The following is a 21,985-nucleotide window of genomic DNA, read 5'->3' as shown; positions in this document are numbered from 1 at the left end:
GGAACAAACATGAAAGCATTGGCAGGGATGGTAGTACTAACCGCTACGCTGCTGGCAGGATGCGAATCAGGGGATATTAAGAAGGCAAAAGCGGACGTTTCAAACGAGCTTCGCGACCCTAGCTCTGCAGAGTTTCGCAACATAAACGAAATAAAAAAAACGAGTGTGCTCGAGCTTGAAGTAGTGACGGTATGCGGCGAAGTAAATGGAAAAAATGCCTATGGCGGATATGTCGGCTTTCAGCGCTTCGTCAGCCAGCCTAAGTCTGATCGTGTGTATTTGGAGAATTCTTGGAATACTTTCGATAGCCTATGGAGCCGCCACTGCTCTGATGCCTAGTTGGCAAACGCTCCGTCCAACAAACCCGCCACGGCGGGTTGTTTTCTTTCTGGCCTTTCAAAACTCCTAAACCGCTTGATTCCCGCCGCATAGCCAATCCCCTCTAGCCTGAACCTCACTGCTCTGTGCTTACGCTCACCCGCAATGAGGCTCTCTCGCCATGCCCCGTGACGACCTTTCTACTCATTTCAGCCGCCGTGAATTTGCCTGCAAATGTGGCTGCGGCTTCGACACCGTCGACCTTGAAACCCTGATGCTGCTGGAGGACATCCGCACCCACTTCGACGCCCCTGTTGTTATCAATAGCGGCTGTCGCTGTGCTAACCATAACCGCCGAGTTGGCGGTGCGCCGAATAGCCAGCATGTGTTTGGCCGTGCGGCAGATATTCGCGTGCAGGGTATTTCACCTGCCGTGGTTGCCGACTACGTCGAGGCACACCACCCCACCGCCAGTGTTGGCCGCTACAACACCTTCACCCACGTAGACACCCGCACAAGCGGCCCTGCCCGCTTTTAAGGAGTAAGCGCCATGAGATTGATTGACGATGCCCGTAATTGGCACCGCATGTGGTCAGTACGGCTGAGCCTTGTTGCCACCGTGTTCGGCACCCTGGAAGCGGTTCTACCGCTATGGGAAGTCGCACTTCCCCAGGGAGTGTTTGCACTACTGGCGGCAGGCACTGCCACAGGTGCAGGTATTGCACGCGCTATCAAGCAGAACCTGCCATAAGGGGAATGCAGTGGATGTCATCAACTGGGCAGCCGCCAAGCTGCTATTCGATATTTCGCAGGCGCTGTTTATGGGAGCGATGGCGATCTACATCTATTGGCTGAACAAGCACCGTGCCAGCCAAACCGCTATTAAAGGCACCCAAGAACGCATTGATGGCGTCGAGAAGAAAGTGGTGAACCTGGAGCACAAAATGGAGCGTCTGCCGAGTCACGAAGACCTGTCCAAGTTGCAAGAGCAAATGTCTCAAACCAACGTGTTACTGGCTGAAATTAGCGCCAACCAGCGGGCAACGTCAGTACAGGTTAATCGCATCAATGACTATCTGATGAACCAGCCTCGCGGGGGTCACTAATGAACCAAAACTTTAACGACTTTGAAACCGAAGGCCGTCGCCTCGGTATTCTGCGCATCCTGTTACGCCGTGCGCAGTTCACCACGAACGAGTACAGCCTCAATGATGAGCTTCAAGGTGCATACGCCCACCACATCAGCCGCGACAAGCTGCATGGCGATATTGCTTGGTTAGAAGAACAAGGGTTGGTAATTGCTCAACAGCCACGCGCTGGTTGGATCGTGACACTCACCTCACGCGGTTCTGACTGTGCCAATGGCCTTGCCAATGTTCCGGGTGTCGCCAAGCCACGCCCAGGGATTTAATTATGCCGCCACGCAATAAGGTCTTTGACCTACCCCAAGAGGTGCGCGAAGAGCTAAACGAAAAGCTTGTTAGCAGTGGCTTTCAGGGCTACGAAGCGTTAGCTGGCTGGCTAAGCGAGCGCGGTTATAACGTTTCGAAAAGCTCCGTGCACCGCTATGGCCAGGACTTGCAGGAAGAGTTCGAAGAGGCCATGGGCGATGTGCGTAAAACCACCGAGCTAGCCCGCGCCATGGCGAGTGAAGGCGAAGACGAAAGCGGCCACTTGATCGACGCCACTGCACGGATCGTGCAAGACCAGCTGCTGCGTATCTCCATCGCGATGCGTAAAGCCGAGCATGAACCTGACGTGGCAGCCAAGCACCTTAGCAGCGTGACCAAAGCCCTGGCCGATATTGGCCGTGTCTCGCTTAGCCAGAAGAAGTGGGCAAAAGAGCTGCGCGTGGAAGTGGCGAAAGAAGCGGCCGAGAAGGCGGAAAGCAGCATGGCCACCCAAGGCATGAGTCGTGAAGCCATTGATTCTATCAAGCGCGACATACTGGGGATTGCTTAATGGATGAACTCGTCATTGCCCTAGCCATCTTTAATGCATTCGCTACGTATTGCTGGGCCATTGTCATCGGAGTATTCATTCGAGGGTTATTGAACAAATGAGCGCCCTCCCTGAATCCGTACTGCTGCCTTACCAGAAGGCTTGGATCGAAGACGAATCGGACCTCAAGATTGCCGAGAAAAGTCGCCGTACCGGTTTGACCTGGGGCGAAGCGGCGGATGCAGTGCTGTCGGCCAGTAGCGCCAAAGCCGCCGGAGGCACCAACCACTTCTACGTGGGAAGCAACAAAGACATGGCCATCGAGTTTATCGATGCCTGCGCCATGTGGGCCAAAGCGTTTAACCGCGCCGCTTCGCATATCCAGGAGGAGCTGTACCAGGATGAGGATAAAGACATCCTCACCTTCAATATCCACTTCGCCAGTGGCTTCAAGATCCAGGCGCTTAGCTCGCGCCCCAGCAACATGCGTGGCAGGCAAGGTAACGTCACCATCGACGAAGCCGCCTTCCACGATCAGCTCGCTGAAGTGCTTAAGGCTGCGCTAGCCCTCACCATGTGGGGCGCAAAGGTGCGTCTGATCAGCACCCACAACGGCGTCGAGAACGTTTTCAATGAGCTAATCCAAGACAGCCGAGCAAAGAAGAAGCGCTACAGCGTCCACCGCATCACGCTTGATGATGCCTGCGAGCAAGGTCTCTATAAGCGTATTTGCCAAGTGCGCGGCAAGATCTGGACGCCAGAGGCAGAGGAGGAATGGAAAGCCAACCTGCTCAAAGACACCGCCACGCGGGAAGACGCGCTAGAAGAGTACTACTGCGTGCCCAAGGCAGGCGGCGGTGCCTACCTTTCCCGCGCCATGATCGAAGCGCGCATGGTCGATGCGCCGGTGATCCGCTTTGAAGGCAGCGCCGAATTTAACGCGGTACCGGAACACTACCGCGCCCTAGAGATAGCCGACTGGTGCAACGAACACCTGCTGCCATTGCTGGAAAAACTCGACCCACGCTCAACCCACTGCTTTGGTGAAGACTTTGGGCGTAGCGGTGACTTAACTGTGATAGCCCCCATGGCCATCACTCAGCAGTTGGTGCGCCAGGTACCGTTCATGGTCGAGCTGCGCAATGTGCCGTTCAAGCAGCAAGAGCAAGTGCTGTTCTTCATCGTTGACCGCCTGCCGCGCCTACAAGGTGGCGCGCTGGACGGTCGCGGTAACGGCCAGTACCTGGCAGAGCAAGCCGCCGAGCGCTACGGCAGCATTGTCGAGGTCGTGATGCTTTCCCAGAGCTGGTACCTGAACAATATGCCGCCCTTCAAAGCCGCGTTTGAAGATGAGCTAATCCTCATTCCCCGCGACAGCAACGTGGTCGATGACCTGCGCGCCCTGCAAGTGATTAAGGGCGTGCCGAAGCTACCCGATGCCAAAACCGGTGACAGCAAAGACCGCCACGGCGATGCCGCCATCGCGCTAGCCATGGCGTACTACGCCAGCCTAATGGATGTAGCCCCCATAGAATTCACCCCCGCGCCCCTGCCTGGCACCCGCCAGGACAACGACAGCGATAACGACGACATTGAACACGCCGGATTCGGCATAGGAGGCGGCGCATGGTAAGCCCAGCAAAGAAGTATCGGCGTAATTTGATCAAAACGAATAGCCCTGCGCTGAAAGAGCAACAGACCAACGATGCCCGCATCGGCCAGCTCAAGCGGGAGTTTGCCGACCACCCCACCAAGGGGCTGACGCCTGCGCGCCTCTACCAGATTCTTGAGGCTGCTGAGCAAGGCGACCTCAAAGCGCAGTCTGAACTCTTTGACGACATGGAAGAGAAAGACGCCCAGATCGGCGCGGACTTAGGCAAACGCCGCCAGCTTGCCGCCGAGCTTGAATGGCAGATCGTGCCGCCAGAAGGTGCGGATGCCCGCGAGAAGAAAGCTGCCGAGCATGCTGCCGAAGTGTTCTCGGGCATTGAGGTTGAGGATCTTATTCTGGACTTGGGTACCGGCATCGGCCACGGCTGGGCCAATCTCGAATTAAGCTGGCAACGCGATGGCGCACTGCGCTATATAGAGCAGCCCACACTGCGTCCGCATAGCTGGTTCAGGCTGCACCCAGACGATCAGAACTGCATCACCCTGCGTGACAACAGCGCGACAGGTGACGAGCTATGGCCGCTAGGTTGGGTGCAACACCGCCACCGGGCCAAGAGTGGCTACGTCGCCCGTATGGGGCTACACAGGATGCTCGCTTGGCCATATTTATTTCAAAATTATGCGTTAGGCGACCTAGCGCAATTGCTAGAAATCTACGGCCTGCCCGCCCGCATCGGTAAGTACCCGAAGAACGCCACCGAGCGTGAGAAAGCCACGCTCTTACGCGCTGTGGTCACGCTTGGCCAGAACGCCGCTGGCATCATACCGGAAGGGATGTCGGTGGAGTTTATGGAAGCGGCGGGTAAAGGGTCATCTTCAGATATCTATAAGGTGATGATGGACTGGTGCGAACGCGCCAAAGCGAAAGCCATCTTGGGCGGCACCCTGACAAGCGGCACCGGCGAAGGCACTAACACCAACGCGCTGGGCAATGTGCATGAACGCGGGCAAGCCAGTTTGATTCGTTCGGATGCCCGGCAATACGCAGGCAGTATCGGTAAGAGCATCCTCTGGCCCATGGCCGCGCTAAACTTCGGCATCGACAAGCCCCAGCGTGCGCCACGGTTCTACCTAGACTGTGGCGAAACCGAAGACCTGGAGCGCCTCTCCAAGAGCCTACCCACCATTGTGGACATGGGCGTGAAAGTGCCCATGTGGTGGTTCCATGAAAAAAGCGGCATCCCGAAGGCCGCCAAAGGCGAAGACGTACTAATGCCAAAGGCAGCGCCAAACCCGTTTGGGGCCCTACGCCTGCCAGCATCTAAACCACTGCTGGCAGCGCTACGCCAAGCGCCTACCCAGCCAGGCCAGCCCAGCTACTACCGCGATGCCACCCTCGACCAGCTCGACGACCAGGCGCAGCCAATTATCGACGCTTGGGTTAATCAGGTGCAGCAGCTCGCCGAGCAAGCCGAAAGCCTAGAGCAGCTGCAAGAGCTGATTGCCGCCGCCTTTGATGATTTGGATGAAAGCGAGTTGGCCAACGTGATGGCCACCGCGTTTGAAGCGGCCACATTAGCAGGCAGAGCCACGGTCGATGAGGAAACCGGTAATGCCGATTAGCGCCCAGTTCAACCGCCCGTTCGCAGAGCAAACCGAGTTCTTCCGTAACAAGCTGAACCTGCCCACGACCCGCTCCGGGCAAATCACCCGCGACCAAAACGACGCCGCGTTCGTTGTCGCCGGTGCCACCAAGGCGGATCTGCTGGCGGATCTTCGCGGCGCGGTGGACGATGCGATCAGCAACGGCCAAAGCCTGGGCGAGTTCCGCAAGCAGTTTGAAGAGATCGTGGCAAAGCGCGGCTGGACGGGCTGGACAGGCGAAGACAGCAAAGCCGGGCGCGCCTGGCGTACCCGTCTTATCTACAAGACGAATCTCGATACCAGCTACGCCGCTGGCCGCTGGGCGCAGATGACCGACCCGGATGTGGTACGCCTGCGCCCCTACTGGCGTTACGTACACAACACCGTCGAGAACCCACGTCAGCAGCACCAGCGCTGGAACAATCTGGTGTTGAGGGCTGATGACCCCTGGTGGCAGGCGCACTACCCACCCAACGGCTTTGGGTGTAACTGCGGTGTAGAGACGCTAAACGAGCGTGGCTTAAAGCGCCTGGGTAAAGATGCACCGGACACAGCACCGAATGACGGCACCTATGAACACGTGGATAACACCACCGGTGAAGTCATGACAGTGCCAAATGGCCTGCAGCCTGGCTGGGATTACGCACCAGGTCAAACCTCAACAGAGCGTGCGATCGCTGCCAGGCTTAACCGGCTGGATAGCGTCGAGGCGAACATCGCCCGGCAACACGTCGCCCAGTTAGTCGAAGCGCCGCTATTCAACCGCTTTTGGAATGGCGAAGTGCGTGGGGAATATCCGGTTGCTGTAGTGCCGCCAGTAGAACGCCAGGTGTTAGGGACAGATAGTCCAGTGGTGCTGCTGTCTCAGCAGAGCCTGACAGCACACCGTGAGCGCCACCCTGAGATCGGTATCAACGACTATCGCCGCGTGCAGCAGCTGCTGGACGATGGCGAGGTGTACCGAATACCCAATGAGCCAGGCCGCTTGATCTACCTGATCATTGAAGGCGTCACCTATCGCGCCGCGCTCAAGCGCACTGAAGACGGTAAGAAGAACTACTTCCTGACGCTGTTTAAAAGCCGTACAGATCAACCGCCGCCGGATGCAGAACGCTTGAGATAAGAAAAGAAAGTAAAGCGGGGTGTAGCCTGCCGCATGGGAGGCACCCATGCTAGCCCTCATCAACGCTCGTTCGATAAGCGAAGGGGTCGGTAGCCATACCGAGGACAGGCACTCACAGTATAGGAGAGATTCATGGGCACCATCAATGCCAGCACCGATGAAGTCGAGCGCGCTATAACCGAGCTGCTGCAAAAAGGCGAAGACCTCACCGCGCCAATGAAGTCGATTGGTGAAGAGATGATCAACCGCACCCAGCAGCGCTTCCGCGATAAGGAAGCCCCCGACGGCACGCCGTGGGCCGCTAACTCTTCCGTTACTGAAAAGCGCAAAGGACACGGGCGTGTGCTTGAGGGTGAAAGCAAACAGCTCGCAAAACAGTTCAGCTACAGCGCCAGCAGCAATGGCGTCGAATGGGGCAGCCTGATGATCTACGCCGCTATGATGAACTGGGGCGGTACCAAGGCTGAGTTCCCCCACTTGTGGGGTGACATCCCAGGTCGGGAGTATATCGGCCTGAATGATGACGACGAAGACGAAGTGCTGGCCATCCTCGCCGACCACCTAAGCCTCTAAGCCCAACCGCCAACGCGGCCCTGTAAGCCCCACTGCGGCGTGACCCGCTACGTTGCCCCGACTTTCCGCCGCAAGAAGGGTTAGACCCGCGTTAGATTTTCGAGAATTGGGATGAAGAACTCGCATGTCATAGCTAAGATGCAGGTACACGCTATAAAAATCCAGGAAGGGTTCATGTCACGTCGTGCCGCAAATAAAAAAGTACATTATGTCCGAGCTGTTTATAACAGTGGTCAGCATCCTGAGAAGTCCTTTGAAGAGCTTGTCAGGAATGCTCTTATTAAACTTCCAGAAGTCGCTGACACCAAAGTGGCGTTGCCAGCTCATGGGGATATGGGCGTTCGCACGCGTCATAGTGATTGGCAGAATGATGATCAGTCATTAAAACTTGCGCTAGCTGCAGGCGCTACAGGGGAAGCAATAGGCACCTTTGGAGCCAACTCGCGCGCAAAAGATGATACTGATGTTACTACAGACCCACCCGAGAACCGTGCTTTCAAGCTAGCAGAGGCCTTTGTCTTGATTGAAGGTGATCAGGTATTGGTTTGCACCGATGGGACAATGCGAGGGTACAAGACCGTTTCACGCTACTTTAGGTCTTTATTCGATAAGGCGGGCTTCTCACCATCAGAGCAAGCATTTGATTTTGAACCTGTTTCAAACCAAGACAAAAGGAGGACGCTAGAAAAGGAAGGCGTAAAAGAGCTCAAGATTTTAGGTACCATGTATGCCGCAACAAGACAGATGGACCCTAAAAATGATGGCATTAATCAGAAGCTCAGGGACTGGAAAAGGAGCGTGCAGACACTACTGCAAGACGAAATTTCTGAAGAGGATCGTGAGACCCTTGCTGAAAACTGGGGTAACTTCAACGTTCATACAATTATTTCGCCTAAAGGTGGCTCCAGAGCGGAATCTATCGTGCTCGAGTCACTTGATGCCGTCGCCGATAGCATGATAGATGAAGTGCCTGACGATTCTGAACTGGTAATTAAAACTCGTGGTGGAAGCGAGATCAAATCAGGCGACGTCATATTATCCAGCACTATCACCACCTATCGCAAAAAAGCTAGGAATGATCTGGATCACTTTGAAATGTGGCGTCACCTTGATGAATATCGAACAGAGCTAATACAGCTCAAGGCTTGGGAAACTTGAACCCTAACCAACGTCCAATCAGCTACAAGAAAGTAGTTAAGTTGCTGACCCTGCTTCTATTAGCAGGTGTCTCGGCTTACTTCTTGCAGCCTTGGTACGCTGAAAGTGACAGGGCATCAATTATCATTGTTAGTGTTTTTTCAATGCTATCAGGCTTTTTGTTGGCAGTAATGGCAGTAGTAGCAAACGACAAGTCGCTCCGGGGTCGCAATTGGAGGGAGAAAACTTATTACCTTCAATCCATTAGCGATGAGCTTTTTCGTCATCAAATTACCTTTTATGTTTATCTCCTAACGTTAGTAGCCGTTTTTGCAGCTAGTGTGTCTGGCACGTGGTGCTCAGACACACAAAAAGGCGCTCAATATGCTCTACTCTTCTTTGCGACCATTGGCATAGTCCTTTCCTTTCGCTTACCTGCTGAGCTTAAAAAGCGGCATGAGACGATGCTCAAGAACCATGTTGAAAATGAGAGAGAAAAAGAAAGAAAAGAGGCCTTGAAGAAGGGTCAAAACAATTCTGATCACTCCCCCAAAAACTCCTAAAGCGCTTTAAATCCACGCCCCGCCCTAAGCCCCCGATTATGGGGGCATGACTACACACAGCCTTCACCCCAAGCCCCGCGTCGCTGCCTGCGCTCTCAGAGTGCAGCTCACTGACGACAAGACGCGACTGATGCCTGCTGGCACCTTCCACGTACCGCGTGGGGCTGCAATAGGCTCAGGCCCCTGGAACCTCTCTGCCGAACACGGTCAGGCGATTATCAGCCTCGCGGCTGCGCGCAGTACCGACATCGCCATCGACTACGAACACCAAACCCTATACGCCGAAAAGAACGGCCAGCCCGCGCCAGCGGCTGGCTGGGTCGACCCACGCTCGCTTGAATGGCGCGACGATGGTTTGTACGGCGCTGTCGCCTGGACAGCCGCCGCCCGTGCCCAAATTGCCGAAGGCCCCAATGGCGAGCCGCCAGCCTATCGCTACCTCTCCCCCGTATTCCCGTATGACGCCAACGGTGTGCCGTTAGACCTACTGCACCTGGCGTTAACCAACACCCCAGCCATTGATGAGGGCGCGGCACAGCTTGCCGCTGCTCGGATGGCGATTACCCATGACGTCAATGATGACGACCAGGAGATCGACACCGTGAAACGTGAGCAACTGATTAAAACCCTCGGCTTGGCCGCTGAAGCAACCGATGAGCAAATCGACACCGCGATCGCCGCGCTAAAAGCAGGCGACGCTGATGCTAAGGCGCTGCGCCAGGCACTGGGTGCCAAAGACGACGCGCAGCCTGCTGAAGCCGTTGCTGCCTTGAAAGCCGCCAGCACTACCGCCGCCCCCGACATGAGCCAGTACGTGCCTGTTGAAGTGTATCAAGAAACCACTCAGCAACTGGCCGCGCTAAAAGCGAACAGCAACACCGCTGAGCTGGACGCACTGATCAAGGGAGGCTTGGACGATGGCCGCATCCCAGGCCAAGCCACCGCCGACTGGCTGCGCGCGCAAGGCATCGCTGCCTGCAAGGCGCATCTCGATGGCGCACCTAGCATCGCCGCGCTGAAAGCTACCCAGACCCAAGGCAAGCCGCCGGAAGGCAGCGAGACCAAAGGCGACGGCAAGCTAACCGAAACCGAGCTGGCGGTATGCAAAAGCATGGACTTAACGCCCGAGCAGTACCGCGCCGCCAACCCAGCGTAACGGCTGACCACCCTTAACACGCAAGAGGACACGCACGTGACCGCTGCAACCCAAAACCGCAACACACCGCACCGCCTTGGCTGGTCTCGGGGGCTGTTCGTCGCCGCCGCTGCCGAATGCTTTGCGGGCACTATCGCCGTCATCAATGGCGATGGCTTTACCGAGCCAGGCACTACCGCCACCGGCCTAACCGCTGCCGGAGTTTTTGAGCACTACCAGGACAACACTGCAGGCGCTGACGGCGACCAGATCGTGGAAGTGAAGCGCGGCAACTTCCGCCTGGATAACTCTGCCGGTGCCGATGAGGTCACCGCCGCCGATATCGGCAAGGTCTGTTACATCGTCGATAACCAGACCGTTGCTAAAACCGACGGCACCGCTACCCGCTCCCCCGCTGGCATTGTCGACGACGTCGACGATGCTGGCGTGTGGGTCAACATCGACCCGACTAACGGCGTGGCCGCTAGCGCGTAATTGAGGACGCTCAAATGGATTTAACGAACGCAAACCTACAGGTGCTCTTTCGTGGGTACAACACCACGTTCCAGCAAGGGTGGGACTCAGTAGGCGACATCGGCAGCCTGCATGAGCTGTTCTGTACTGTCGTTAACAGCACTACCGCTGTTGAGGTCTACCCGTGGCTCAAAGAGCTGCCACGCATGCGTGAGTGGTTGGGCGACCGTGTTATTCACGGCCTGGACGGCGCGGACTTCTCGATCAAGAACCGCAAGTTTGAACTCACCGCAGGCGTGCCCCGCGACAAAGTCGAAGACGACACCTACGGGCTATATAACCCAATTTACAAAGAGTTTGGTAGCCAGAGCCGCCAGCATCCTAACGAACTCGCTGTTCAGGTATTGGAACAGAACCCTGTCTGCTACGACGGTCAGTCGCTGTTTGATACCGATCACCCCGTGCTGGATGAAAAAGGCAATGAGGTGTCGGTCTCCAACGACATGGGCGGCGATGGCCCCGCCTGGTATGTGATGGATCTGAGCCGCGCTATCAAGCCGATGATTTTCCAAAAGCGCAAAGATTACAGCTTCCGCGCTATCACTAATTTAAATGACTCCCAGGTGTTCTTAACCGATGAATTCATGATGGGGGTGGATGCCCGCGTGAATGCCGGTGCGGGTCTATGGCAATTAGCTGTTCGTTCAAAACAGCCGTTCAACGCTGAGAACTACGAATTAGCGCGCACCCGACTTCAAGACCTCAAAGGCGACTATGGCAAACCATTAGGATTGCTCCACACGCACACGATGGTGCCCAGCAATCTGGAGGGTGCTGCCTTACGTGTCCTGAAAAACTCCATGAATGCAGCTGGTGCCACCAACGAATGGGAAGGTACCTCAACGTTGATCAAGAACCATTGGTTAAAAGGCGCTTAAAGCGACGTTAAACCGGCCTACCGCAGTGCCCTAGCGGGCACTGCGCAACGGAGAGCACCACCATGGCAACACGTAAAACCACCGCGCCGAAGGCTAAACAGACAGTCCCGACGAAAGCGGAAGCGCCCGAGCCGAAAGCCGAACCGGTACCGGAAACGTCAACGCCTGAGACTGTGTCGGAAACTCCCACGCTCAACGATGCCGTAGCGCCCAACGCTGAGCAGGAAGCGCCAGCGAGCGAAGAAACGGCGGAAAACGAAGCGACCCAGCCCACCGAGATCAAGGGCGAAACCATCACAGGCGATGGCACCGGCAAGGCGCTGCCGACGATGGAGGAAATGCCAGGCGTTTTCGTTCGCACCAAGCGGCGCATCAAAAGCCGCCGCCGTGCGGGCTTCCGCTTCAACCGTGAAGGTGTGGGCATTGCGCTGGAACTGCTCACTGAAGAGCAGCTCAAGCAACTGCGCGATGACCCAGCCCTGGAAGTGGAAGACTGCACCTTCCCGCTGGAAGAAGCGACCAGCGAGCCAGAGGCCTAACCCATGCCCTACTGCACGCAAGCGGATCTCATCGAGCGCTTCGGCGAAAACGAGCTACTCGAAATCGCCTGCGATGAAAGCGGCACCGCTATCGATGCCGCTGTTGTGGAACGCGCTTGCGACGACGCCAGCGGCGAGATCGACGGCTATGTGAGTGCGGCAGGCTACCCCGTGCCGCTATCGCCTGTACCGCGCATCGTGATTGCCAATGCGTGTGATATCGCCCGCTACCGGCTTTACGACGAACACGCCACCGACCAAGTACAGAAGCGCTACGACGACGCGGTGAAGTTCCTGAAAAGCGTTTCGCGGGGTGAAGTGCGCTTGGGTATATCAAGCGGTGCCGCCAGTAGCAGCGCAGGTAGCGTGCAAATGAACTCAGGCCGCCAGGTGTTTAACGGCGGCGGATTTTAGGAGATGGCCATGAGTGCCAAACAGACCACCAAAAAAGCCCCGCCGGTGCCGCGTGCCAATGTGACGGTGCGGGTAAAAACCAAAACGCCAGGCGTAAAGCGCCAGGTGTGCGGCGTCATCTTCGGCAACGAATGGAAGCGCTTGGTGCTGGATGACAAAGGCAGCGCCTACAAAGCACTAGCACGCGACCCGGCCATTGTGATGGAGCGCCTACCCGATGAGCCGCTATCAGATGCTGATGTCGCCGCTGACAAGCTGCCCAGCAAAGACAAAGAGAAAGAGGCCAAGTAATGCTCTCGCTCACGCCCTGGCTTGAACGGCTAAACGCATTGGACGGCCCCAACGTGCAACTAGCCGCTGATGTGGATGCTGCCCAAAACGCCAAGAAGAACCCTAGCCGAATGCTGGTATTAGGGCGTGAAACCGTCACACACCATGACATGAGCAGCGGAGCCGACCACCTGATTAAACCAGAGGTGCTGCTCATCACCGGCATTCAACGGCGCAACCAGCCGCTGGGCAATACCGACGATGAGTTAGCTGAGCTGCGCGAGCCGATGTTGAACAGCTTGATTAACTGGATACCCGACGACTGCGACAGCGCCATCAAATGGCAACGCGGCCAAATCCTCAGTTTAAAAAGTCACGCCCTTTTCTGGGTCGACGTATTTACCACTGAATACCGGTGGTAGGAGAACGAACCGTGAGCATGAAGACGAACCGCCGGGCGCTCATCGTCGCCCTGGAAACTGAATACAACGATGGCACCACTACGCCAGAAGCAGCCAGCGATGCTGTTCTAGCGCGTGAAATTAGCACGACGCCGTTGGCGGGTAACAACATCGACCGTACCTATGTACGCCCCTACTACGGCAACTCCCCCCAAGCACCCGGCGAAAAGCACGTGCAAGTGCAGGTAGAGGTGGAGTTGAACACCAGCGGTACGGTAGGCACGCCGCCGCCGTGGGGCAAAATGCTGCGCGCCTGCGGCTGGAGCGAAGTGATCGTTGAAGGCGAAAGCGTCACGTATAGCCCAGTGTCGGAAAATGAAGACAGCTGCGTGTTCTTCGCCCACATGGACGGCAACCTGCACAAAGGGCGCGGTGCTCACGGCACCCCTGAGTTCACCCTCAACGGCAACAGCATCCCGGTTATTCGTTTCACGCTATACGGCCTCATTAGTCCTGTGACAGCAGAGGAACTGCCCAACGTCACATTGACCCAGTGGAAGAAAGCCCTGGTGGTCAACAGCACCAATACCGAGAACATGAGCTTGATGGGTGCGAGTGTCCCATTCAGCCAGTTCGGCTTAAACATGAGCGGCAACGTTGAACACATGTCCGAGATCGTTGGTGGCGCGGATATTGAGATCACCGGTCGCGCCCCATCCGGCACGCTGCAAATTGAAGACCCAGGCGTCGGCGTTAAGGACTATTTCGAAGTTCACCAAAACGCTGAAACCGGCGCGCTTACGCTTACTCACGGTAAGACAGCGGGCAGCATTATTGAATTCAACATGCCCTCTATCGGCATCGATGCACCTACCTATGCCGATGTAAAAGGCAAGCAGATGCTTGGCATTAACTACATGCCCCAGCCGGTCGAAGGCAACGACGAAGTCACCATCGTCGTCAAATAAATTCTTTTAGGAAAGATTAACCGCTGCACAAGCGGCGGTTAAACAGCGCTTAGCTATCCGTGATTAACCAGGAGAAATACCCGTGTTCAAGCTCAACACCACCCGCTCTTACTCTTTCCCCGTTTCCCTAACTGTCTACGACGAAACCGGCAAAGAGCAAACAGGCAAATTCACCGCCACGTTCAAAGTGGTGGCGCAAGACAAGCTGCGCGATATGCCCGCCGACACGCTGCTGCTCGATCAAGTTCTGGTTGGTGTCAAAGGCATCGAAGTACCCGGCGAAGGTGGTAAACCACTGGAAGGCGAAGAGCTGCTGCATGCCCTGAAAAACGACCCTGCCGCTAGCACTGCGCTGATAACCGCTTACCAGGAGAGCGTCTCAAAAAAGAACCGTGGGCGAATCTAGTCGACGCAGGCAAGCACTGGGCTGAGGCCGAGAAGGCAAGGGCTCAGCCCAACCTGGTCAAGGAAGACCTTGCTGCCCTTGGCATTACGTTGGAGGGAGAACTGGCAGAAGAGGCCGATTCAGAGGCCGCCGCGCAGGATCATTTTGATGTGCTGCCCGAAAACTGGGAGGCGGTAGAAGCCTTTCAGTACTGCTGCCGTAACTGGATATTCAAAGGGATAGGTGGCGAACGCGAAGGGCTAGATGTAACGGCGATCGTCAGCGTGCTCAGCCTGTATGAACTGCCCCCAGCAGGAAAACGTAAGCGGCTTCATCAAGTACAGCTCATCGAACTCGGCGCGCTCAGCGTTATGAACCAACCCCGCAACTAAACGTTAGAAGGAAACATCGTGTCGAACAATCTAACGCTTAGCGTCACCCTCACTGGCGATGGTCGTCAGCTCTCGGGCACTCTCAAGGATGCCCAGGGTGACGTGCGGGAATTTTCAGCGGCCACTGAGCGCGAAAGCAAAAAAGCCGAAACCGCACTAGAAGCACCGGGCCGCCAAGCGGGCACCGTTTCCGAACATTTACGAGGCGCGCAGCGGGAAGCTCGCACCTTTGGTACCGAAACCGCCCAAGGTGGCCGCCAGGCAACGCAGGCACTGACACAAGCCGGTAATGAAGCACAGACAACAGCAGGACATTTAAATCAATTAAAAGCGGTCGCCATTGGTGTTGGTGTAGCATTCACGGCCATGGGTGTTCGTGAATTTATTAATGACACCTATGCAGCCGTAAGCAGCTCTCAGCAACTTCAGGCTTCACTCAAAACCGTTACAGGCTCGCTAGGTAGCGCCACTAAAGCATGGGACGAGCTGCTAGTTTTTGCGGCAGAGACACCTTTCACGCTTGATCAATCCGTACAAGCATTTATTCGCATGCAGGCGTTGGGCCTAAACCCTACGCAGGCCGCGCTACGCTCGTTTGGTAACACTGCCGCAGCAATGGGCGAAGACATGATGCGGATGGTGGAAGCCGTTGCCGATGCCACCACAGGCGAGTTCGAGCGCCTTAAAGCCTTTGGTATTCGTTCTGCAGTCGAGGGCGATCAAATCGCCTTCACCTTTCAGGGCGTAACCACACGTATTCGTAACAGCGCTGCCGACATCAGTGCTTATCTGCAAAGCATCGGTGAAAACCAGTTCGCCGGTGCAATGGCAGACCAGATGGCCACCCTTAGTGGTCAATCAGCCAATCTAGAAGATTCCATTTACCAGCTTTACCTTGCCATAGGTGAGGCAGGTGCGACCGACGTTTTCGCGAGTGGACTGCGTGCCGCTAGTAATACCGTACAGTTCCTTACCGATAACATTGATACCCTGGTGTCAGGCGCAGAAGTAATGGCTGTGCTGATTGGTGGGCGTGTTGTTGTTGCACTCACCACGGCCACCGCTGCCAAGTTAGCAGCCACACAACAAACTATCGCCTATCAGTTAGCGCTTGCCCGAATGTCTGGTGTGAGCGCGACTGCCGCTGCAGGACAAGTAGCGCTAGCGGGTGCTACCCGCGCTTCCGCTGGAGCGCTGGCATTAGTTGGCGGCCCTCTCGGTGCAGCAATGCTGGCCGGTGGTGCCATTTACTATTTCCGTGAAGAATTGGGGCTAGTCACGCCAAAAGTGCAGTCGGCCACAGATCGCGTTGACGACATGACTAGCGCATTGGATGCCAACTCAGAAGCCGCGCTTAAAAACGCTAAAGCGATGCTTGAGGCTGAGCAACAGTTTCAGCAGTTCCGCCAAGCCACACTAGCAATGGAAGTTACCCGCCAGCGGCAAATTGTTGCTGATGAGCAGAAGCAATGGGATGCCATAGGTGGGCAACAGGCGTTTGGCGCAGGTCCACGAAGCGAAGCGCATCAAGCATTGCAGGATTTGCAGGCCGAGCTTGCTGATACCCGCCGCGCCATGGAGGCAGCGGGTGGATCGGTCTCTGAAATAGATGACAAGCTGGCTCAACTTGAACGCACAACACGCGAAACCATTACTACTACAGATGGCCTGGGAGAGTCTAACGAAGCCGCCGCAAAAAGAACTAATGAGCTAGCAAAAGCCACCACCACACTAGACGGCGCGTACGAATCCCTGCTCGACCGCATCCAGCCGAATCGCCGCGAGGCACGCCAATACGCGCAAGATCTGGGGGTGCTTAATCTCGCCCTCGCCACTGGCCGTATGACGGCACAAGAGTATATGCAGGCCATGGGGCTGCTACAAGAGCACTACCAGGCTGCACAGCGCGACACCGACGACTTAGCCGATAAAACCGTTAAAGCCGCGTACACCATGGAAGGCGCGTGGGACGAGGTGCGGCTAAACGGCCTTCGCCGCCTGGATGATGGTTTTGCCAGCCTCTGGGAAGGCGCGATCGACGGCAGCCTAAATGCTGGCGAGCTGATGAAGAAAGCGCTGGCACAAACGTTGGCAGAAATGGCGCACATAGCCATCACCCGCCCGATCACCGTGCAGTTGGCCACCAGCATGGGTTTGAACGGCGGCGCAGGCGGTGGTGCTGGCGGTGGCTTCAATGGCATCGGTAGCCTGATCAATGGCGGTAAGTCTTTATTGGGTATCGGCGGAGGATCTACCGCTGCTGCGGCAGGCGGCCTCTACTCGGGGGCCAGTACTGGCCTGGCGGCGGGTGGTTTGTATGGAAACGCGGTCACTGGCGGCGTTGCCTCTACGGGCATTATGAGCAGCATCACCGCAGGCGTCAGTGCCGCGATGCCCTGGATCGCTGGCGGCCTCGCCATCGATTCATTGCTGGGTGGCGGTATCACGAAAGCGATCGGTAGCTTATTCGGTGGTAAGAAAACACCTTTTTACGGTGAGTTTGGCACCGGTGACGGTGTACGCGAATACCCGCAAGAATCTGCATTTGGGCGCATTGGGTTTACCCGCGCGCAGCGCTTAGAGCGGGGCACTAGTGCCGGCAATCAAGATTGGGCAGGCGAGCTAGCAACTACTAGCGCAGCGTTGGATAACATGCTGGCCACCCTTGCGCGCTCACCTGTTGAGTTTGATGCGATGACCCGAGCTGCCGAGGATTTCCGCGTTGGCAGTGGCAGCGTCGCCCGGCTAATCCAGGGCCAGCTTGTTGATCGGTCTCTCAAGATTCTTGAGGCTGCTGGGCACGATATTACGGCGGCGTGGGGCAACCTGGGCGCGGAAGAATTGGCAGCACGCATCGAACAAGCATCGGGTGCAATGAGCGTGATGAGCGCCTCGTCAAAACGCTTAAACCTTCAATTTGACGTCACGTCATCCAGTGCTCTTCGCGCTGCTGACAACATGGCTCAATACGCGGGCGGCGTACAAAACTTAGCGTCGCTGCAAGACCAGTATTTTCAGCGCTATTTCAGTGATACCGAACGCGCAGCGGCCCTACAAGCGGATCTAACTGCGTCGCTCAATGCGATGGGGCTAGCCCTACCACAGAATGAAGCGGGATTCCGTGCCCTGGTAGAAGCGCAAGACCAGAACACTGACGCGGGCGGACGCAACTACGTTCAGCTGTTGCAGTTGAGCAACGGCTTTGCCCAATTACAGGACATGCTCGGCCAAACCGAAACCGACGTACGTGATTTTACAGCAGAGCTAAGTGCCGCACGCGATGCTGTCTCGACTGCTGAAGATCAAGTGCGCCGCGCTTACGAAGTGTTTGACCGCCTGGCCTTCGACCAGCAGATCACCTTACTGGGTCTGTTAGGCGACTCCGAAACTGCCCTGATCCTTGAGCGTGAGCGCGAACTCGCCACAATCGATGAGTCACTGCGCCCCACCCAAGAGCGCATTTGGGCAATTCAAGATGAGATCGCGGCACAGCAAAACGCAACGCAAGCGGCGCGCAACTACCAGCGCGAGCTAACCCGCGTTCGTGACCAGCTCAACCAGTCGCTGGCAAATGTCGGCACCTGGCTTGATCAGCAACTCGCCACTAGCGGCACGCCAGAAAATAACTTAGCCACGGCGCAAGAACAGCTCGCTCGCCAGCTAGTACTCGCAGAAAACGGCGACCGAAACGCCCTGCAAAACATCACTCAATATGCACAGCAGGTGCTAGACGCCAACCGCGACTACAACGCTAGCTCCGCAGCGGGTCAGCGTATCCAGCAAGACGTTTATGACGCGATAGCCGGGCTGCCTGCCGCCATCAACGCAGAGCAGTATTTAGCGGATGAGATCCGCACTGCCCTCTTTGATGCACTAGAAGGCAAAGCGACCGACAGTGAAATCAAGTCGCTAATGGCAAGCGTAGCCGATGGCGACATGACCATTGAGGCTGCACTCAAGCAAGTTTATGGCGCTAGTCAAGGCACTGAAGCCAACACCGACTCGCTAGAAAAACAGGCACGCGACCAACTGCGCGAGCTTAATGGCTTAGTCGGCGAAATGACCCGCACCACGGATCAGTTCGTGGGCTTGAACAGCACCATGGTCAGCTTACGCGATGCCATCATCGCGCTAGGAGTTGCTCAAGATGACATCGCCCGCATTGAAGAAGAGCGCGCTGCTGCTGAGCAAGCCGAGCGTGATCGCGTTAGCAATGAGCGCACCGCGTCTCAGTACACTGCTGCAGCAAGTAGTCACATGGCCCAGTCCGTTGACGCCATCGGGCGCGCTCAGCAAGGGGTTGATGCCATCGGCCTGGGTGGCCAGGAAATTGGCGAAATATCCAAGCTCATTGAACGCTATGCAGGCGATGACGGGCTGCTGCAAAGCAGCGAATACGGCGCGCTGCGAGATACGGTTGAGTCAATGGACCCAGGCCATTACCGGGGCGTTGCGCGTACGCTCGCACTCGCTGCGCGGCACGCATCACAAGCTGCATTCAATGAGCGTGATGCGGCAAACGTGGGTGTATCCGGTGATGATCGTGTTGATGCACAGGGCATCAATTATTGGGATCTGTGGCAATCGCACCTTCGCTTTGCCAAAGGCGGCGTGTTTACAAACTCAGTGGTTGATGAACCTACCTCGTTTGCAATGGGGCTGATGGGCGAAGCAGGCCCTGAAGCGATTATGCCACTTAAACGGCACTCTGACGGCTCGCTCGGCGTACGCGCCGAACTGCCAGCGTTCCCGCAATTCCCAGCGTTAAATAGCAACGATATCGTCGAAACCCTGCGCGACCTCAAGCGCGAAAACCAGCAGTTGCGCGCCGATCTCAGCCGGTTACTAGAGCGCATCAGCGACAACACCCATGGCACAGCAAATGCCGTCGCCAGTAGTGCTCAGGTCGCGGAACGTCAACGCCAGGCGCAACTTGAAGAGCAGCGCGCCGCAACACGCGCCTCGCGCATTAAGGGGCGTGTGCTATGACCGATGCTCAATACGAAAACTGGTTAGCAGACCTGAGCGCCCCTCGCGTGCTGCTTGTTGAACTGCACCACGCCGACGGCGTTGAGTACGTTGCCAACGCCCCGTACATCTCCAAACCTTCGGATAGCGCACCAAACCGCATTTATGACGACCTGCTGGCATCCGCTGTCGATATCTCAACGCGTATCGATGGGCTAATTGGCTTTGGCGAACTATCGCTAATAGATGACGGTGAGATTACCCACTGGGCACAGCGTGCCTGGCAGGGACACCCAATACGACTGTATCTAGGTGGCCCCGACTGGTCTTTGGATGATTTCCGCTTGCTTGCGCGGGGCCGCAACGACGGCATTTCAGAAGCCAAGCGCGGCGTGCTGACGTTCTTGATGAGCGACGAAAGCAGCGTGCTCGATGAGCAGATCGATACCGGCGAGCTACCTGATGAGGCAGGCGCTGTGCCGCTGGTACTCGGCTACGTGTTTAATGCACCTGCCTATCGCGTTGCAACTGAAACGCTGACCTATCGAGCGTCTTATCTACCGGTTACCGCTATCAGTGCCAAAGATAACGGAAATTTGGTATCGCATACGACCGATGCCACGGCAGGCTCGGTTGAGCTAGCAGCGCCGCTGGTCGGCACCATCACAGTAGACATCGAAGAGCCCCACAAAACGCCCGCCTTGGTCGCGACATGGGTGGCCGATCATTACGGCATCACAGTCGGTGATATTGATCTACCCGGCTACCTGGTGGGCCTGCACTACAGCGGCGCAACAACCGGCAGCCAGATTCTGAGCGACCTATGTGCTGGACTAGGCGCGTACTGGTACATCAATGCCCTTGGCGAGCTGATAGTAAGGCAGCACAAAGCCGCTGATACAGCAGAACTCATGCTGTTCGCTGATGACATTGTCTATGACCAAATCAGCCTCTCTGAGACCGAATCCCCTTGGCGCGGCTTAACACTGCGTTGGGGCCGTAACCTGGCACCACTGACTACTGTTGCTGCCGTAGTTGATGACGAAACGCCAGCTCTGGCGTCACGCCTGCGCCGTGAGTTTCAAGAAAGCCGCGCTACTCAGACGGTAGATGGCTACCCACTGGCTGAAAACGCGGAGCGCGACAGCGTGATTCAAGACGCCGCAGATGCTGCAACAGAGCGCGATCGCCTGCTGGCACTGCGCTCGGTACGCCGTGAGCTATGGCGCATCGAGGCGTTCTTGCCGCCAGTTGAGATCGGCCAAGCCATCGCAGTGGATCACCCACGCCTAGCAGGCCGTGTGGGCCGTATCGTCAGCATCGCCCGCTCACCAACCCGCTCCACAACCGCGCTGGAGGTGTGGGTATGAGTGCCAACGCAAACATGCGGCTGATCATTGAAAACCTACACGACCAAGCGACGCTCAGCGCAACAAGCCAGGCGTTGCCTATTGCTTATACCCAGCGCAGTGGCCGCTCGTACGTCTGGCGCTCTACTGACACATCGCAGCAGGTCATAACCGCCACGCTGCCGGGGCCACGCCCGATCAGTGGTGTAGCTGTTTACGATCACAACCTGAGTGTCCAGGGGCGTGTGCGCATTGAGTTTCTGCTTGATGGACGTGTTGTTTACGACTCTGGCGATGAATTCGCCTCAGGACTGATTCCCTTGGGGATTTGGCGGGCTGGCATCGACCCTTGGGGCGGTCTTGACATTACGGGGATACCGCAAGCGCGATCAGATACGTGGACAGATGAGCGTATTGCAGACTCCTACCGTATCACCATCACTGACCCCAGCAACGAATCTGGCTACCTGCAAGTAAATCGAATTTTTGCAGGTGCAGCATACTCGCCAAAGTTTAATGGCAGCTATGGCCTGAAATTGGAGTGGCTGGACTTTGCAGAGCATCAGCGCACCGAAGGCTTGTCACTACGCACGACTGGCGATGGTTCGGCCAGACTGCTTACCGTAAATCTTGATCACCTCGACCGGGCAGGTATGGCTCAGCTGGGGAGATCACTGCTGCGCGTCGGCAAACGGCAAGATATCTACGTTTCTGTTTACCCCACCTGGGGCGGATTCCTAGAAGCGGAGCACGCCTTTGTTGCAAGACGGAGCGAGCGCTATGGGCACGCCCACTCCGCCGTCGAAAACTGGCAATCACCATTATCCTTTGAGGAAGTTTAA

General features: G+C 56.5%; 25 protein-coding genes. All 25 read left to right on the top strand.

Going from position 1 to position 21,985, the window contains the following annotated elements:
- The first annotated feature begins 9 nt into the window (after positions 1–9).
- Positions 10–339: a hypothetical protein gene (locus NDQ72_06345; GenBank protein WKD29560.1), complete on the top strand. Its 330-nt coding sequence runs from the start codon at positions 10–12 to the stop codon at positions 337–339.
- Between the two features lie 160 nt (positions 340–499).
- On the top strand, positions 500–856 hold the full coding sequence (locus tag NDQ72_06340) for a D-Ala-D-Ala carboxypeptidase family metallohydrolase (GenBank protein WKD29559.1): 357 nt from the start codon (positions 500–502) through the stop codon (positions 854–856).
- Between the two features lie 12 nt (positions 857–868).
- On the top strand, positions 869–1,069 hold the full coding sequence (locus tag NDQ72_06335; GenBank protein WKD29558.1) for a hypothetical protein: 201 nt from the start codon (positions 869–871) through the stop codon (positions 1,067–1,069).
- Positions 1,070–1,079: 10 nt separating this feature from the next.
- Complete coding sequence (locus tag NDQ72_06330) at positions 1,080–1,424, top strand: DUF2730 domain-containing protein (GenBank protein ID WKD29557.1); 345 nt, start codon at positions 1,080–1,082, stop codon at positions 1,422–1,424.
- Entirely contained in the window at positions 1,424–1,729 is a 306-nt protein-coding gene (locus NDQ72_06325; protein ID WKD29556.1) for an ArsR family transcriptional regulator, read from the top strand. The genes NDQ72_06330 and NDQ72_06325 overlap by 1 nt, the downstream gene beginning before the upstream one ends.
- Positions 1,730–1,731: 2 nt before the next feature.
- Positions 1,732–2,280, top strand: a complete 549-nt coding sequence (locus NDQ72_06320) for a DUF3486 family protein (GenBank protein WKD29555.1) — start codon at positions 1,732–1,734, stop codon at positions 2,278–2,280.
- 97 nt (positions 2,281–2,377) lie between these two features.
- Positions 2,378–3,892, top strand: coding sequence for a hypothetical protein (locus NDQ72_06315; GenBank protein WKD29554.1), 1,515 nt, complete (start codon positions 2,378–2,380; stop codon positions 3,890–3,892).
- On the top strand, positions 3,886–5,493 hold the full coding sequence (locus NDQ72_06310) for a DUF935 domain-containing protein (GenBank protein ID WKD29553.1): 1,608 nt from the start codon (positions 3,886–3,888) through the stop codon (positions 5,491–5,493). Before NDQ72_06315 ends, NDQ72_06310 begins: the two co-directional genes overlap by 7 nt.
- Positions 5,483–6,637, top strand: coding sequence for a phage minor head protein (locus NDQ72_06305; protein WKD29552.1), 1,155 nt, complete (start codon positions 5,483–5,485; stop codon positions 6,635–6,637). The genes NDQ72_06310 and NDQ72_06305 overlap by 11 nt, the downstream gene beginning before the upstream one ends.
- 132 nt (positions 6,638–6,769) lie before the next feature.
- Positions 6,770–7,210, top strand: a complete 441-nt coding sequence (locus NDQ72_06300; GenBank protein WKD29551.1) for a phage virion morphogenesis protein — start codon at positions 6,770–6,772, stop codon at positions 7,208–7,210.
- A gap of 174 nt (positions 7,211–7,384) precedes the next feature.
- Positions 7,385–8,368 carry a hypothetical protein gene (locus NDQ72_06295; protein ID WKD29550.1) on the top strand — a complete coding sequence of 328 codons (984 nt, stop codon included), beginning with the start codon at positions 7,385–7,387 and terminating at the stop codon, positions 8,366–8,368.
- Positions 8,365–8,910, top strand: a complete 546-nt coding sequence (locus tag NDQ72_06290; GenBank protein ID WKD29549.1) for a hypothetical protein — start codon at positions 8,365–8,367, stop codon at positions 8,908–8,910. The genes NDQ72_06295 and NDQ72_06290 overlap by 4 nt, the downstream gene beginning before the upstream one ends.
- Before the next feature lie 46 nt (positions 8,911–8,956).
- Complete coding sequence (locus NDQ72_06285; GenBank protein ID WKD29548.1) at positions 8,957–10,066, top strand: phage protease; 1,110 nt, start codon at positions 8,957–8,959, stop codon at positions 10,064–10,066.
- A 36-nt stretch (positions 10,067–10,102) separates the two neighbouring features.
- Positions 10,103–10,540: a hypothetical protein gene (locus NDQ72_06280; GenBank protein WKD29547.1), complete on the top strand. Its 438-nt coding sequence runs from the start codon at positions 10,103–10,105 to the stop codon at positions 10,538–10,540.
- A 14-nt stretch (positions 10,541–10,554) separates the two neighbouring features.
- The gene (locus tag NDQ72_06275) at positions 10,555–11,457 is read left to right on the top strand and encodes a Mu-like prophage major head subunit gpT family protein (GenBank protein ID WKD29546.1); all 903 of its coding nucleotides are present in this window, start codon (positions 10,555–10,557) and stop codon (positions 11,455–11,457) included.
- 62 nt (positions 11,458–11,519) lie between these two features.
- Positions 11,520–11,996, top strand: coding sequence for an HI1506-related protein (locus tag NDQ72_06270; GenBank protein WKD29545.1), 477 nt, complete (start codon positions 11,520–11,522; stop codon positions 11,994–11,996).
- A 3-nt stretch (positions 11,997–11,999) separates the two neighbouring features.
- Entirely contained in the window at positions 12,000–12,410 is a 411-nt protein-coding gene (locus tag NDQ72_06265) for a DUF1320 domain-containing protein (protein WKD29544.1), read from the top strand.
- A 9-nt stretch (positions 12,411–12,419) separates the two neighbouring features.
- Positions 12,420–12,701 (top strand): hypothetical protein, encoded by a 282-nt coding sequence (locus NDQ72_06260; protein WKD29543.1) that lies wholly within the window; start codon positions 12,420–12,422, stop codon positions 12,699–12,701.
- A complete protein-coding gene (locus tag NDQ72_06255; GenBank protein ID WKD29542.1) occupies positions 12,701–13,102 on the top strand; it encodes a hypothetical protein in 402 nt (133 codons plus the stop codon). The genes NDQ72_06260 and NDQ72_06255 overlap by 1 nt, the downstream gene beginning before the upstream one ends.
- An 11-nt stretch (positions 13,103–13,113) precedes the next feature.
- Entirely contained in the window at positions 13,114–14,049 is a 936-nt protein-coding gene (locus NDQ72_06250; protein ID WKD29541.1) for a hypothetical protein, read from the top strand.
- 82 nt (positions 14,050–14,131) lie between these two features.
- Positions 14,132–14,455 carry a hypothetical protein gene (locus NDQ72_06245; GenBank protein ID WKD29540.1) on the top strand — a complete coding sequence of 108 codons (324 nt, stop codon included), beginning with the start codon at positions 14,132–14,134 and terminating at the stop codon, positions 14,453–14,455.
- An 89-nt stretch (positions 14,456–14,544) separates the two neighbouring features.
- Entirely contained in the window at positions 14,545–14,826 is a 282-nt protein-coding gene (locus NDQ72_06240) for a DUF1799 domain-containing protein (GenBank protein WKD29539.1), read from the top strand.
- An 18-nt stretch (positions 14,827–14,844) separates the two neighbouring features.
- Complete coding sequence (locus NDQ72_06235; protein ID WKD29538.1) at positions 14,845–19,815, top strand: hypothetical protein; 4,971 nt, start codon at positions 14,845–14,847, stop codon at positions 19,813–19,815.
- Complete coding sequence (locus NDQ72_06230; GenBank protein WKD29537.1) at positions 19,812–21,164, top strand: hypothetical protein; 1,353 nt, start codon at positions 19,812–19,814, stop codon at positions 21,162–21,164. The genes NDQ72_06235 and NDQ72_06230 overlap by 4 nt, the downstream gene beginning before the upstream one ends.
- Positions 21,161–21,985 carry a hypothetical protein gene (locus NDQ72_06225; protein WKD29536.1) on the top strand — a complete coding sequence of 275 codons (825 nt, stop codon included), beginning with the start codon at positions 21,161–21,163 and terminating at the stop codon, positions 21,983–21,985. The genes NDQ72_06230 and NDQ72_06225 overlap by 4 nt, the downstream gene beginning before the upstream one ends.

The sequence above is a fragment of the Halomonas sp. KG2 genome (genome assembly GCA_030440445.1).
In the GTDB taxonomy this organism is placed as follows: Bacteria; Pseudomonadota; Gammaproteobacteria; order Pseudomonadales; family Halomonadaceae; genus Vreelandella.
The sequence above is the reverse complement of the archived record's forward strand: the minus strand, read 5'-3'. Positions and strand labels throughout refer to the sequence as shown.